Genomic DNA, 13,989 nt, shown 5'->3' with positions numbered 1-13,989 from the left:
GTGCTCATGAATGACTCCTCCAGTATATTTGAAATCATCTACGAAACTACGCAGGCGTCGGGGAATCGGCTCAACATCAAAGATCTCTGCAATATAGCCGGTGTCTCCCGCAGCGGATACTATGCATGGCTGAACGCCGCACCACTCCGTGCAGCCCGTGAAGAAAGAGACCGTCGAGACTTTGACCTCATTCTGCGTGCATACAACATGGATGGATATCCCAAGGGGGCCCGGGAAATCCATATGACCCTGCTGCATATGACCCCGCCGATCATTATGAACCGGAAGAAAGTTTTACGGCTGATGAACAAGTACAATCTCATATGCCCTCTCAGAAAGCTGAACCCACGAAGAAAGATTCTGCGGGATTTTCAGACAGGAAATGTGGTTGCAAACCTGTTGAAGAGACGGTTTGAGGAATTTGGCCCCAGAACGGTTCTACTGACGGACATTACCTACCTGCCATACAATGGAATTTTTGCCTACTTATCTACTATTTTGGATGCCTTTACCAAGCAGATTCTGGCCTACGTGGTCAGCGATTCCCTGGAGGTTGACTTTGTACTAGATACAGTCAAAGCTCTACTACGGGACCACCCTATAGCATTGAATACAATGACCATTATCCATTCAGATCAGGGCAGCCACTATACAAGCTATGATTTTGTCGATATTCTTCGAAAAAGTAACCTTCGCCGGTCTATGTCAAGAAGAGGAAACTGCTGGGACAATGCACCACAGGAAAGTTTCTTTGGCCACATGAAGGACTGCATCAGAGACAAGTTGGCCGTTGCTACCAGCTTCGAGGAGGTGAAAACCATCATTGATGATTATATTGACTATTACAATAACCGTCGCTACCAGTGGAATCTGGCAAAGCTTTCCCCAAATGAATTCTACAATTTCGTAACTACCGGAAAATACCCTTTGGACGTCCCCTACGTGCCCGCTCCTCCTGAAATTACCAGGGATCCTTGCGAGCTGGCCGTAGATGCCGTTATTGGGAGCTTATTTGGGCAAATACCGTAGCAAATGAGGCAAACCAGCACAGGCACTTGTGCTGGAGCCTATACGACGCCAATGCGTGGCAATGTCAGGGTGGACGTGAGCAGGTGCCCCTCTTTGGGGTTCAAACTACACTTTTAATTGTGTCCTTGACAAGGGGGCCAGTTCAGAGTGAGGAGTGGTGGTGGCGGCGCACAAATTATATAGCGCCGCTAATTAGATATAATAGATTCCAAATCTAGAATTTATTTCAACGGGACCATTTATATATATAATTACGTGCCGCCCTATTATTTTGAAGTGGCACACCTTCACTTCTCACTCCTCATTCCTCACTCCTAACTAAACACCGGATGTTACCGGAGATTTCAGCGGGAGGTTGAGGCAGAGCTCCTTACCGCTTATCGGCTTTTCTTGCAAGCCGGCTGCCGATGAGCTGGATGAGCTGGACGATGATGACCAGGACGATGATGGTGGCAATCATGACATCTGCCTGGAAGCGCTGGTAGCCGTAGCGGATGGCCAGGTCACCGAGGCCGCCGCCGCCGATGGTGCCGGCCATGGCGGATGCACCGATGAGGGAGACGATGACTACCGTAAGACTTTCAATGATGGAGGGGAGGGCTTCCGGAATGAGGACTTTCCAGATGATCTGGAGGGGGGAAGCGCCCATGGATTCAGCGGCTTCAATGAGGCCGAAGGGAATTTCACGAATCGAGGTTTCCACCATACGGGCGGTATAAGGAATAGCCGCAATGGTTAATGGGACGATGGCGGCGGTGGTACCGATGGATGTGCCGGCTACGAGCCGTGTGAACGGAATGATGGCCACCATGAGGATGATGAACGGAATAGAGCGGATGAGGTTGATAATGAAGGCCAGGGGCTTGTTCAGCACCGGGCAGGAGAGAATGCCGTTTTTTTCGGTTACCACCAGAAGGATCCCCAGGGGAATGCCGATGATGGCGGCGATGAAGGCGGAAACGGAAAGCATGTAGAGCGTTTCTGCCAGACTTTTCAGAAGAAGATTAGTTATTGCCGGAGACATATCCGATCACCTCGCTTGTAATGGGTAAAGATTTCAAATGGCCCAGGGCCTTGTTCATATCTGCTTCGCTGCCGTTGATCATGATGATGAGGCGGCCGAAGGACACGTTCTGGATGTAGTCGATGGAACCGTAAAGGATGCTGACGTCCAGATTGTATTTCTTGATGAGGTTTGCAATGATCGGTTCGTTGGCTACATCTCCCCGGAATTTGAGGCTCACCACGGTCTGGTCGCTGTCCGTTTTCTTCTCTTTGGAAATATTCATGTGGGAGAGCTGTTCCGGCACGTCCGAGGACATGACGGAGCCTACGAACTTTTTCAGTGTCTCGGTCTGGGGGTTCGTGAAGAGGTCTACCACGCTGCCCTGTTCGATGATGCGGCCCTTTTCGATGACCGCCACCTGTTCGGCGATTTCCTTGATCACTTCCATCTGGTGGGTAATCATGATGATGGTGATGCCCAGTTTTTTATTGATGTCCTTCAGCAGCTGGAGGATGGATTTTACAGTTTCCGGATCCAGGGCGCTGGTGGCTTCATCGGAAAGGAGGACCGAAGGGTTGGAAACGATGGCCCGGGCAATGCCGACTCTCTGTTTCTGTCCGCCGGAGAGCTGGGAGGGATACTTGTTTTTGTATTCCGTAAGGCCTACGACATCCAGGATTTCGTCGATCCGTTTCTTCTGCTCCGCCTTCGGCACATGGGACAGTTCCAGGGGGAATGCCACGTTGCCGGCCACGGTGCGGTTGGAGAGAAGGTTGAAATGCTGGAAAATCATGCCGATTTTCTTTCGCTCTTCCCGAAGCTGGGTCTTCGTGAGCTTTGTCATGTCCTTGCCGTCGATGAGTACTTCACCGGACGTAGGCGGTTCCAGCATGTTGATGCACCGGATCAGGGTGGACTTACCGGCGCCGGACTGTCCTACAATCCCAAAGATTTCTCCATCCTTAATGGTGAGATTGATGTCGTCCAGTGCTTTGAAACTGCCATATAATTTCGTTATATGTTTAAGTTCAATCATTCAGGGCTCCTTATCGTTTTGAATCATAAAAAACTTTCATCGAAAGATGAAAGTCATTATCCACATCATCTTTCGAGTTTACACTCGCTGGAATTGGCACCGTTTCCCTACCGGAATGGTTGCCGTGGCTTCACAGGGCCAGTCCCTCCGCCACTCATGATGAATCCATGTAAAATTGACCCTTACGAAAAGGGTTGCACTTATAATACTATTCATGAAAAGTGTTGTCAATATAACTTTTGGCTATAACGGGGGATAGCTGGAGACTAGAGCAGTTTGGCGAAATCGGAATCAGGCAGAACAGGGCCCATATGATGAATAGTTAGGAGTGAGGAGTTAGGAGTGAGGAGTGAGGAGTAAACTGGATCCCGAGGAGTGGACACGTCCGAAAGTGAGGCCCCCATATTTTGGACACGTCCTCACAGTTTTCCTCCCCACTCCAGGCGCCTTTAGGCGTGACGCAGGTCTGGATGGCGCGCCAACCATGGTCCGGCCTGTTAGACACAACCTCGGTGCCTATGGTATGCTCAATCTACATCATTTCAAGGAGGATGCACATGAGCAAACAACTATTTACCGACAAACAGATAGCCGATTTAATCCTGAACCCCAACGTTTTCAGCGTTACAAGGTCAACATTGATGCTGACTAAGAGTTTCAAAGAAAAATTCTATGCCGAGTACCAAAAGGGCGCATTGCCAAGGGACATTCTGAAGCACCATGGCTTTTCAGCCGACGTTATTGGGCAGAGAAGGATTTGGAGTATTACTCAGCACATCAAGGATGAGTACGCCAAATACGGCGAATTCCACGAGGGGCGCAAGCCGCCGGGCCCCTCCAAAGGCCCGGCGGCCGTCAGCGGGCAAGATCCTCTAAGCCGTCTCGAAAGCAGGGTGGAATACCTGCAGCAACAGGTGGAGTTTTTAAAAAAATTACATCTGTAGGGATTTCGAGAAAATAGGTGCAGTGCTCATGAATGACTCCTCCAGTATATTTGAAATCATCTACGAAACTACGCAGGCGTCGGGGAATCGGCTCAACATCAAAGATCTCTGCAATATAGCCAGTGTCTCCCGCAGCGGATACTATGCATGGCTGAACGCCGCACCACTCCGTGCAGCCCGTGAAGAAAGAGACCGTCGAGACTTTGACCTCATTCTGCGTGCATACAACATGGATGGATATCCCAAGGGGGCCCGGGAAATCCATATGACCCTGCTGCATATGACCCCGCCGATCATTATGAACCGGAAGAAAGTTTTACGGCTGATGAACAAGTACAATCTCATATGCCCTCTCAGAAAGCTGAACCCACGAAGAAAGATTCTGCGGGATTTGCAGACAGGAAATGTGGTTGCAAACCTGGTATGTGTCAAGGTTTTCTCGGTACTTTATTTGACAGTCGACGTTATCAGGTTTCCCAGCCTCTGCTTTCTCAATAAATCTGTATCGCTTTAGCAAGCTGGCCCATCGGAGTTGAAGTCGCTCCATATACGCCTATACGGCCTTCCAGGCACCCGGGACGGTAATTCCGTGCGTTCCTGTGCCATTTAGCGTCCCTGGCGGCTTTGCGGTTCGTTTTTACGGCTGCTACGACCGCCTTATGCATCTGCCGGTCCATCTTCTTGTAGGCTTTGCCTGCAGCACAGTAAATCAGGGCTTTTTCCAAAGTGTCATTCTGGGTAGCAGTAATCAGCGTGCCTATTGAATCCATACCTATCCTGCACCAGCTGCGCCCCTGCTTTTTCAGACGGTAGCTATAGCGTCGGTGGTTGCTTTCAGCTGCCCCCAGGTGGATATCGGTTCGGATTCCGCGCTCCCGGATGCCCGGGATATAGTCGGCGTTGCGACTCAGATAGTCTGCCAGTCTCCGTACCTGCTCGGCCTGTTCTTCTGTTTCTGCGTAGCTGGCAGCCGCATCCAGATATGGCTTCATATCTGTGATGACATTTCTGCTCTTATTCAGTTCAAGCACGAATTTATCGATGAATCCACGTGGGCAGAAGCTGAGGCGGGTCCGCACTTTCTCATTCACATGGTATCTGTCCCGGAAATGGTAATGTGTCTTGCATCCCTCGACTATATCGTCGAAGTCACCGAAATTATATCCTGCTCCGCCATCCCCGTTGGAAAGTACTGTAATCTCGCTCAGATTGTACCGGCCATGCACCCACACCTTGACGAGTTCAACCAGCCTTTTCCTATCCGTTCCAGAGAAGCAGTGGTACCCTGTCAGTCTCGAACGTTTCCCATTCTTCTCGACGCCCTCATAGACCTGGATTCGGTGAAGTTCTATGTTCTGGCCGCCTTTGGTATCGGTGTCGGGGTCCGCCTGCTGCTTCATTACAATCCCATCGCCCTCAATAGCCAGCAGCCCGTCCTCCGGTACTCTCTTCTCGGCCTGCTCCATAGCTGCATCTGCTGCTTCGTATTTTCTGACCATTTGGGCGGCAGCGCGGCTGAGATTTGAAACTGTCTGATGTGAAATATCCGTCTGGGTCAGAATTTTCACGATATGGCTCACATTACGGAACTGGGTAACCTGGGTAGCCTGCGCAATGCGCAGAATCACTCCCATGCTATAGTGACGGGAAGGCAGAAATCCAAATTTCTTATCTAACGGGTAAAATCCCTGCTTTCCGGCCATCTCCAGCCGCCTCCGCTTGTAGGTGACAGGACCAAACAGGCAGTATATGGTTCTGGAATCCCGCCGGGAAATCCGCCACCCCTGAGGCTTGTAGACCCTATCGTACAGCTCGCCATCGATCATTTCGAAGGCCGTCGCCACAAGAAGGCCAAAGAGTTCCGTGAAGAGGTGCCAGAGAACCTGCTCCATGGCCAGTGAATCCTTAGAATCCTTGATACTCTTGAGAATTTCCTCCTGAATAAAAGGTTTGAAAAGTTCGATATTCTCTGATAAAATGCTCATTGGGAAGAGTCCTTTCTTTTGATTTTGTCGCAAGGAAATTATAACATTTCCATCAAAGGGGACTCTTCCCTTTTCTATCCAGCAGGGGAGAAATCCTCTACCGAGAAACATTTTACACTAAGGCAAACCTGTTGAAGAGACGGTTTGAGGAATTTGGCCCCAGAACGGTTCTACTGACGGACATTACCTACCTGCCATACAATGGAATTTTTGCCTACTTATCTAGTGGCTGTTTATTAACCTACTTTTTTCAAAATAGCATTTGCACCACCACCGGAGCAAAAATCCGGTCACCTTGCCAGTTTAGCCCCTTCGCAGCCTAGTCAATAAGCTCCATGTAGTGTTGGGAGCCAGCTTCCGGACCGCAATCTGCGAAATAGAGTAAAAAAAACGACCCAACTGGGACACTGAACAGGTTCCCAACGAAAACAGACATGCTAATGGAAGACAGCGTCGTCTCCGAGAGCTTAGTCATGATGAGCCCGGCTCCATAGCAGTGCTTGTCAAGGCTAAACACCCGCTCAACTTCGATCCTATCGACATTATCTTTGTATTCGGCCTTGGTTGTTTTAGGCTTGTTTTTTGGCGGTCTGCCAAGCTTTGGGCCTGACAGACGTATTCCGTGTTCTTCGCAGTACTTCCTGTTGGATCTGGTTCGGTAAATCTGGTCAGCAAGCACCCTCTCAGGATACCTGCCTGTGCGAGCCTTGTACCGCTCGATAGCATCAATAAGGAACCCGCCTTCGTTATACGGATCAAAGGATATCTTTTCCATGCGGGCATGGCCTTTCTCATCGATGCTGATGTCATATTTGGCCCCAAATTCAACAGGAGCCTTTGTTTTACCACGCACAATGGGACGGAGATAAGGCTGACTCAGACTCACAATACGATGATCGACGCGGTGCACCTTGTTGTCATACATGTACTTCTGCTGTTCATAAAGCTCTTTGATGGTCTCGTACATGGTCAGGTACTTCTCTGGCATTTCAAAGCCAGCGTCGAGATAAGCCTGAATGTATCGAAGATCCCGTTCAATGTTTCCCAGCTCGCGCCGTATTTGCATTCGCATTGCTTTAGCTGGACGCCTCTTCGCCTTGGCTATCCGGAGATAGTCTTTACGAGCTATTCTACGGTATGTTCTGGGCTTCTGCCAAGGATGATAGGTCTCATGGAAATAGTCAATCATCTCTTCAAGTTTTTCCCTCGCTTCGTTCAGGAGTGAAAAATCCTGTGGATACCGTATGTTTGAGGGGGAACAGGTCGCATCAGCAATCAATGTCCCGAAGTTAATGGAAGCATCTGCATTGGGGCCCGGTACAGTCTGGTCATTCTTGTGTTGAGCGGTGGGAGCTGCGCTTTCCAGAAACATCTCGTTGATCTTCATGATAAATTCTGCAGTGAAGCGCTTGCGGAAAGAGACCAGAGCCGGGAAACTGAAGGGACACTTATGCTGAAACTCCTCAAGTCCCAGAAAGTACTGATAATATGGGTTTTCAGTAATCAGCTGGCAGACCTTGCGATCCGATGCTCCCGTGTACTTCTGGATGATGTAGGCGCCAAATGCAATGCGAAATGGAATGCCTGGGCGGCCTGTGTGGGATGGAAATAAAGCGGCATACAGTTTTTCATACCGTTTCCAATCCAGGCTATCCGCCAGTTTGACCCACTGGTTTTCAGGATCAAGCTGAATGCCGGAGGCCTGATAGAATCCGAAAAGGGAAGTTTCACGAATTGCAGGTGTTATTTTATACATAATTGTGCTCCCAAATGCAAAGATAATTGCCTAGTGTGTCAAATACCTATGCACTTATTATAACATTATCATGTATAATAATCAGCATTCAGTAGGAAATAGGCTATTTTAGTTTTTTAACACCCACTATCTACTATTTTGGATGCCTTTACCAAGCAGATTCTGGCCTACGTGGTCAGCGATTCCCTGGAGGTTGACTTTGTACTAGATACAGTCAAAGCTCTACTACGGGACCACCCTATAGCATTGAATACAATGACCATTATCCATTCAGATCAGGGCAGCCACTATACAAGCTATGATTTTGTCGATCTTCTTCGAAAAAGTAACCTTCGCCGGTCTATGTCAAGAAGAGGAAACTGCTGGGACAATGCACCACAGGAAAGTTTCTTTGGCCACATGAAGGACTGCATCAGAGACAAGTTGGCCGTTGCTACCAGCTTCGAGGAGGTGAAAACCATCATTGATGATTATATTGACTATTACAATAACCGTCGCTACCAGTGGAATCTGGCAAAGCTTTCCCCAAATGAATTCTACAATTTCGTAACTACCGGAAAATACCCTTTGGACGTCCCCTACGTGCCCGCTCCTCCTGAAATTACCAGGGATCCTTGCGAGCTGGCCGTAGATGCCGTTATTGGGAGCTTATTTGGGCAAATACCGTAGCAAATGAGGCAAACCAGCACAGGCACTTGTGCTGGAGCCTATACGACGCCAATGCGTGGCAATGTTAGGGTGGACGTGAGCAGGTGCCCCTCTTTGGGGTTCAAACTACACTTTTAATTGTGTCCTTGACAAGGGGGCCAGTTCAGAGTGAATGTGCGGCGCACAATTCATGTAGCGCCGCGATTTTTATATTTTATTCCACAGTATGGAGCCCCTGGATAAGGGATACAATAAATCACCGTTTGTTAAATCCGATGAAAAATAAAAAAATCTGCGCCGCCCACCATTCTGATGCGGCGCACCACAACTCCTCACTCCTCACTCCTAACCCCTCACTTCCAAGATATATGGGAAAGCATTTAAAACATACAGTATGTCCCTTTTCCTTTGCACCTGTCAGCCTGTAATGTTATAATATACTAAAGTAAAGAAGACGCAGGTCTTTATATATAGAAGGAGGGGTTTACCATGAGTGTGAACCAGAGACTTGTCAATCCTTTGACAGATACCCTGTTTGACGGGATTCTTTCCCTGAAGACCAGGGAGGAGTGCTATGAATTCTTTGAAGATTTATGCACCATCAATGAGCTCCGGGATATGTCCCAGCGCCTGGAGGTGGCGAGAATGCTGGAGGCCGGGGAAAAGTACGACCAGATCGAGAAGAAAACCGGTGCCAGCACGGCCACCATTTCCCGGGTGAAGCGGTGCCTGAAATACGGAGCCGATGGGTATATTACGATTCTCAAGCGGCTGCAGGACCGGAAGGGAGGAAAATAATCGGCATGGAACCTTTACAGATGTCTCATGAAGGCTTTAAGGCCTATGATATCCGGGGCATTGTACCCGATGAAATTAATGAGGACCTGGCATATCGGGTGGGGAGGGCTTATGCGTCCCTCTACCATCCGAAGACCATGTGCATCGGCTATGATGTGCGGCCCAGTTCGAAGGCCATCATGGAAGCGGCGGCCCGGGGACTTATGGATGGAGGCAGCGAAGTGTACAACATCGGCCTCTGCGGCACGGAAATGATGTATTTTGGTACCTTCTACTACCACATGGATGGAGGATTCATGATTACCGCCAGCCATAATCCATCCAATTATAATGGTATAAAAATCGTACGGCAGGAAGGTATTCCGGTGAGCGCCGATACGGGGCTGAAGGATATCGAGTCCCTGGCCTTTTCCGGAAACTTTTCCGAGGCTCCGAAGAAGGGGAGCCTTCATGAGAAGGAAATCCTTCCGGACTATATCAGAACGGTGCTGTCCTTCGTGGATGTGAAGAAGATGAAACCATTCCACATCGTGGTGAACGCAGGAAATGGCTGTGCCAACATCGTATTTTCCGAACTGAAAAAGCACCTGCCCTTTACTTTTACGGAACTTTATATGGAGCCCGACGGTTCCTTCCCCCATGGCGTACCGAATCCTATGCTGGAAGAATGCAGGAAGCCCCTGGTGGAAAAGGTACTTGCGGAAAAAGCGGATCTTGGCATCGCCTGGGATGGGGATTTTGACCGCTGCTTCTTTATCGATGAAAACGGCCACTTCGTGGAAGGGTACTACATGGTGGGACTTCTTTCAGAATATTTCCTGAAGCGGCACCCCGGTGAAACCATTGTCCATGATCCGAGAGTCTTCTGGTGCACGGAAAAAATCTGCCGGAATCTCAAGGGAAAGGCGGTGGAATCCAAGGGGGGCCATGCCTTCATGAAGGAAACCATGCGCCGGGTCCATGGCATATACGGGGCCGAAAACTCGGCTCACCATTTCTTCCGGGACTTTTCCTACTGCGATTCCGGCATGATTCCCTGGCTCATTGTGGCCCAGGTGATGAGTGAAAAAGGAAAGCATCTGGGAGAACTGGTGGCGGAAATGGAGAAGGAATACCCCTGCAGCGGGGAAATCAACCTCACCATCAAAGATGGCGCCGCAGTCATTGAAAAGGTGAAAGAAAAATACGAAAAAACGGCGACCCGCATCGACCTCACCGATGGCATCGGCGTGGAGTTCGACAACTGGCGCTTCAATCTGCGCCCCTCCAACACGGAACCTCTCATTCGTTTCAATATGGAAACAAAGGGAGACCGGGCTCTTCTGGAAGAGAAAAAGAAGGAAGTCATGGATTTCATCCATTCCGTAGAATAAAAGAAGCCGGGCAGTCCGCCCGGCTTTTGCTGATGGTATAGTGGGATAAAACGTGTGAATATTCACTGGCATGAAAGTGGTTATAGTCATAGTGGCTGAGGGGTAATGCCCTTAGGGCAAAGTGGCTGATGGGTAACGGGCTTCGCCCGAGGGGAAGGTGTGCCGCATAAAATTATACAGCGGCACAGGCTGTTTATTCTGCAACGGAACTGCTGCATACGAAGAGCGGCGCTATATGAATTGTGCGCCGCACATTCCTCTCAGCCACCTGAGAACCTTGAGCCACCTTAGCCACCTTCAGCAATAAATGTATCGATATTTACATAAACCATATGGTGAAAATGCATATAAGGAGAATATCATGAATACAACGAAACGTACATTATATCAGGCTGCCCTGCTGCAGTCCCTGGTACTGGGCCATTATGAAGGTTTTATCCCTGTAAAAGAGCTCATGGGCCATGGGGATTATGGCATTGGCACCTTTGATTCCCTGGATGGGGAACTGGTCATGGTGGATGGCCAGGTGTACCAGGTCAATGGAAAGGGGGAAGTGAAGAAACCGGAGGGAACGGTGAAAGTTCCTTTTGCCGACGTTTTCTTCTTTGAACCGGATAGGACACTGCCACTGGAGCATATCGGATCCCTGGCCAAGCTCCGGGGAGAGGCGGATGACTTCATCAACCGGTGGGGAAAGAATTATTTTTATGGTATCCGAATTCATGGAACCTTTGAAAAAATGTATACTCGAAGTGAAAAAGCACAGCAGAAGCCCTATCGCCGGCTGGATGAAGCCATGAAGACGGACCAGGTGGAATTTCATTTCGAACATACCACAGGCACCCTTATCGGTCTGTACTGCCCGGCCTTCATGGCCAGCCTCAATATGCCGGGGTGGCATTTCCACTACCTTTCCGATGATAAGAGCCGGGGCGGCCATGTAATGGACCTTTTCCTGGAAAAGGGGACCGCTGAGTTCTGCCTCCTTTCCGATTTCTCCCTGGCCCTTCCCAAGTCTTCCTCCTTCGGAAAAATCGATTTCACCACGGATCTGGCCGGCGCCGTGAAAACGGTGGAAGGGTAGGATAAGGGGGATATGGATTTCGGCTATTTGGGATGAAGGTGTATCTTGAGAAAAGTGACTGAGGGGTAACGCCTGCGGCGAGGTGGCTCAGGGGGAACGGTCTTCGCCCGAGGGGATGGTGCGGTGCAATAAATTATAAAGCGGCACAAGTTTTGAATCCTGCGGCGCAGCCGCCTTATCAATATTTTGCGGCGCTTCAAAATTTTGTGCGCCGCACCACCCCCTCGCCGCAGGCGTTTCCCTTGAGTCACCTTGCCCGCAGGGCATTACTCCTCAGCCACTTCTTCTTATGCCCTTTTTGCAAAGATATTCCCATTACCTATATGAATATTGCAATTTTCCCCTTTATGCAAAGATGTTACAATAAATAGGTAAGTTTAGTAATCCCATTTCATAAAAAAGGAGTGAACCAATATGGAATATCGTATCGAACATGATTCTTTGGGTGAAGTCAAAGTTCCGGCGGACCACATGTGGGGTGCCCAGACCCAACGGTCCTTTGAAAACTTTAAAATCGGCGGCCATGCCATGCCGAAGGAAATTATCCGGGCCTTTGCTATCCTGAAGAAATGCGCGGCCAAAGTGAATGAGGAAGACGGGAAACTGGATCCGGAAAAGGGGAAGGCCATCCGCAGTGCCTGCGATGAAATTCTGGCAGGCCAGTGGGACGGAGAATTCCCTCTCGTGGTTTACCAGACCGGTTCCGGTACCCAGAGCAACATGAACATGAACGAAGTGGTGGCCCATATTGCCAATGCCAAGCTGGAAAAAGCGGGCAGTGATAAGCGGGTACACCCCAATGATGATGTGAATATGTCCCAGTCCTCCAATGATACTTTCCCCACGGCTCTCCATGTGGCAGCGGTGTATGTGCTCCATCATTACCTTTACGGTTCCCTGGATGGACTTATTGATACCTTTGCTGCCAAGAGCAAGGAATTCATGCATGTGGTGAAGATCGGCCGTACCCATGTGCAGGATGCGGTACCCCTCACATTCGGACAGGAAATCTCCGGCTGGCTGGAAATGCTGAAACAGGCCCGTTCCATGATCCAGGATGCCGAAAAATACCTGCATCCCCTGGCTATCGGCGGCACAGCCGTAGGTACCGGCCTGAACAGCCCGAAGGATTTCGGGGAAAAGGTGGCTAAAGCCATTTCTGAAGAAACGGGCATGCCCTTCACTTCGGCGCCCAATAAATTCTATGCTTTAACCGGCAGGGATAACATTGTCTTTGCCCATGGCGCTCTCGATGCCCTGGCAGGGGACTGCATGAAGTTTGCCGATGATATCCGCCTCCTGGCTGGCGGTCCGAGAGCAGGACTGGGAGAAATTTCCATTCCTGCCAATGAACCGGGCTCTTCCATCATGCCGGGCAAGGTGAACCCCACCCAGTGCGAAGCTCTCACCATGGTGGCCTGCCGGGTTCACGGCAACCAGACCGTAGTTTCCATGGCTTCCTCCCAGGGCCGTTTCGAACTGAATGTATTTGCTCCGATTCTCGCAGAAAGCTTCATCGAATCCACAAGACTCCTGGGCGATGCCATTCATTCCTTCGATATCCACTGCGCCCAGGGCATCAAAGTCAATGAAGAACGGATGGCGGAACTGGTAGAAAAATCGCTCATGCTTGTTACTGCCCTGTCTCCCCATATCGGCTATGAAAAATCGGCCCAGATTGCGAAGAAAGCCTTTGCCGACAACAGCTCCCTCAAGGAAGCAGCGGTGGCCCTTGGCTATGTGAGCGCAGAAGATTACGATAAATGGGTGAACCCGAGAGAAATGACCAATGTAGACCGGTAAGGTCAATATAAGATGCAGCTGCCGTTACATTCCGTGACGGCAGCTGTTTTATAGTGCGGGAGCAGCTGAGAGACGTCTCATACGTATCAATGGGGCTAAAGGTGGTGGGTTGGCATCGCTGGCGCTTGCCAACCGGGGTGTGGCTTTACCTGGGGCTGACGCCCCGGTAAAGCGGGAGCGTGAGGTGAATCTGCCGCCGAAGGCGGCTGTTTTCCCTTATGTCCCTGGCGTGTCAGCGCCCACAACCCGGTGAACGAGCGAAGCGATGTTCACCCACCACCTTTAGCCCCATTCGCCCAATTGGGGAACTTGCCAACTCCCCCTGATCCCATACCGCTTCTCTTCTTTCCCTTAACGTCCTTTTCCCTTTCGGGTATAATAAAGAAAATACGGTCTTTGTGCGTTCTTTTGGGCTTTTGTAAAATTTTCCTTAGTGTAAAATGTTTCTCGGTAGAGGATTTCTCCCCTGCTGGATAGAAAAGGGAAGAGTCCCCTTTGATGGAAATGTTATAATTTCCTTGCGACAA

At 49.9% G+C, this 13,989-nt stretch carries 12 protein-coding genes and 1 riboswitch; of the genes, 8 read left to right on the top strand and 4 right to left on the bottom strand.

The window, feature by feature from the left end:
- Nucleotides 1-6: 6 nt before the first annotated feature.
- The gene (locus ACFWUL_RS06855) at nucleotides 7-1,029 is read left to right on the top strand and encodes an IS3 family transposase (RefSeq protein WP_416176805.1); all 1,023 of its coding nucleotides are present in this window, start codon (nucleotides 7-9) and stop codon (nucleotides 1,027-1,029) included.
- A gap of 370 nt (nucleotides 1,030-1,399) precedes the next feature.
- Here ACFWUL_RS06855 and ACFWUL_RS06850 read toward each other — a convergent pair whose 3' ends face one another.
- Nucleotides 1,400-2,053, bottom strand: coding sequence for a methionine ABC transporter permease (locus ACFWUL_RS06850; RefSeq protein ID WP_296097242.1), 654 nt, complete (start codon nucleotides 2,051-2,053; stop codon nucleotides 1,400-1,402).
- On the bottom strand, nucleotides 2,034-3,071 hold the full coding sequence (locus ACFWUL_RS06845; protein ID WP_297019598.1) for a methionine ABC transporter ATP-binding protein: 1,038 nt from the start codon (nucleotides 3,069-3,071) through the stop codon (nucleotides 2,034-2,036). Before ACFWUL_RS06845 ends, ACFWUL_RS06850 begins: the two co-directional genes overlap by 20 nt.
- 62 nt (nucleotides 3,072-3,133) lie before the next feature.
- A riboswitch (SAM riboswitch) is annotated at nucleotides 3,134-3,237 on the bottom strand.
- 391 nt (nucleotides 3,238-3,628) lie between these two features.
- On the opposite strand from ACFWUL_RS06845, the gene ACFWUL_RS06840 reads away from it, so the two are divergent.
- Nucleotides 3,629-4,015, top strand: coding sequence for an HTH domain-containing protein (locus ACFWUL_RS06840; protein ID WP_416176804.1), 387 nt, complete (start codon nucleotides 3,629-3,631; stop codon nucleotides 4,013-4,015).
- Nucleotides 4,016-4,043: 28 nt separating this feature from the next.
- Nucleotides 4,044-4,529 (top strand): IS3 family transposase, encoded by a 486-nt coding sequence (locus ACFWUL_RS06835; protein ID WP_416176803.1) that lies wholly within the window; start codon nucleotides 4,044-4,046, stop codon nucleotides 4,527-4,529.
- Here ACFWUL_RS06835 and ACFWUL_RS06830 read toward each other — a convergent pair.
- Complete coding sequence (locus tag ACFWUL_RS06830) at nucleotides 4,507-6,000, bottom strand: ISLre2 family transposase (protein ID WP_416176802.1); 1,494 nt, start codon at nucleotides 5,998-6,000, stop codon at nucleotides 4,507-4,509. The genes ACFWUL_RS06835 and ACFWUL_RS06830 overlap by 23 nt on opposite strands.
- Before the next feature lie 319 nt (nucleotides 6,001-6,319).
- Nucleotides 6,320-7,756, bottom strand: a complete 1,437-nt coding sequence (locus tag ACFWUL_RS06825; protein ID WP_416176801.1) for an IS5 family transposase — start codon at nucleotides 7,754-7,756, stop codon at nucleotides 6,320-6,322.
- Between the two features lie 138 nt (nucleotides 7,757-7,894).
- Between ACFWUL_RS06825 and ACFWUL_RS06820 the strand changes: the two genes are divergently transcribed.
- The 5 genes from ACFWUL_RS06820 to fumC all read left to right on the top strand — a co-directional run bounded on the left by ACFWUL_RS06820 (nucleotide 7,895) and on the right by fumC (nucleotide 13,462).
- A complete protein-coding gene (locus ACFWUL_RS06820) occupies nucleotides 7,895-8,425 on the top strand; it encodes an IS3 family transposase (RefSeq protein WP_416176800.1) in 531 nt (176 codons plus the stop codon).
- 468 nt (nucleotides 8,426-8,893) lie between these two features.
- Nucleotides 8,894-9,202 (top strand): YerC/YecD family TrpR-related protein, encoded by a 309-nt coding sequence (locus ACFWUL_RS06815; RefSeq protein WP_297020330.1) that lies wholly within the window; start codon nucleotides 8,894-8,896, stop codon nucleotides 9,200-9,202.
- Between the two features lie 5 nt (nucleotides 9,203-9,207).
- On the top strand, nucleotides 9,208-10,575 hold the full coding sequence (locus tag ACFWUL_RS06810; RefSeq protein WP_416176799.1) for a phosphomannomutase/phosphoglucomutase: 1,368 nt from the start codon (nucleotides 9,208-9,210) through the stop codon (nucleotides 10,573-10,575).
- Nucleotides 10,576-10,936: 361 nt separating this feature from the next.
- Nucleotides 10,937-11,659: an acetolactate decarboxylase gene (gene budA, locus ACFWUL_RS06805; RefSeq protein WP_416176798.1), complete on the top strand. Its 723-nt coding sequence runs from the start codon at nucleotides 10,937-10,939 to the stop codon at nucleotides 11,657-11,659.
- A gap of 414 nt (nucleotides 11,660-12,073) precedes the next feature.
- Nucleotides 12,074-13,462 (top strand): class II fumarate hydratase, encoded by a 1,389-nt coding sequence (gene fumC, locus ACFWUL_RS06800; RefSeq protein WP_297020320.1) that lies wholly within the window; start codon nucleotides 12,074-12,076, stop codon nucleotides 13,460-13,462.
- The last annotated feature ends 527 nt before the right edge of the window (nucleotides 13,463-13,989 follow it).

Source organism: Dialister sp. (assembly GCF_047832375.1).
Taxonomy (GTDB): domain Bacteria; phylum Bacillota; class Negativicutes; order Veillonellales; family Dialisteraceae; genus Dialister.
This window is presented reverse-complemented; position numbering and strand designations above follow the sequence as displayed.

Excerpts from the sequence above, each read along its gene's own strand:
- ACFWUL_RS06855 (WP_416176805.1), top strand. The coding sequence starts at position 7 with ATGAATGACTCCTCCAGTATATTTGAAATCATCTACGAAACTACGCAG.
- ACFWUL_RS06850 (WP_296097242.1), bottom strand. The coding sequence starts at position 2,053 with ATGTCTCCGGCAATAACTAATCTTCTTCTGAAAAGTCTGGCAGAAACG.
- ACFWUL_RS06845 (WP_297019598.1), bottom strand. The coding sequence starts at position 3,071 with ATGATTGAACTTAAACATATAACGAAATTATATGGCAGTTTCAAAGCA.
- ACFWUL_RS06840 (WP_416176804.1), top strand. The coding sequence starts at position 3,629 with ATGAGCAAACAACTATTTACCGACAAACAGATAGCCGATTTAATCCTG.
- ACFWUL_RS06835 (WP_416176803.1), top strand. The coding sequence starts at position 4,044 with ATGAATGACTCCTCCAGTATATTTGAAATCATCTACGAAACTACGCAG.
- ACFWUL_RS06830 (WP_416176802.1), bottom strand. The coding sequence starts at position 6,000 with ATGAGCATTTTATCAGAGAATATCGAACTTTTCAAACCTTTTATTCAG.
- ACFWUL_RS06825 (WP_416176801.1), bottom strand. The coding sequence starts at position 7,756 with ATGTATAAAATAACACCTGCAATTCGTGAAACTTCCCTTTTCGGATTC.
- ACFWUL_RS06815 (WP_297020330.1), top strand. The coding sequence starts at position 8,894 with ATGAGTGTGAACCAGAGACTTGTCAATCCTTTGACAGATACCCTGTTT.
- ACFWUL_RS06810 (WP_416176799.1), top strand. The coding sequence starts at position 9,208 with ATGGAACCTTTACAGATGTCTCATGAAGGCTTTAAGGCCTATGATATC.
- budA (WP_416176798.1), top strand. The coding sequence starts at position 10,937 with ATGAATACAACGAAACGTACATTATATCAGGCTGCCCTGCTGCAGTCC.
- fumC (WP_297020320.1), top strand. The coding sequence starts at position 12,074 with ATGGAATATCGTATCGAACATGATTCTTTGGGTGAAGTCAAAGTTCCG.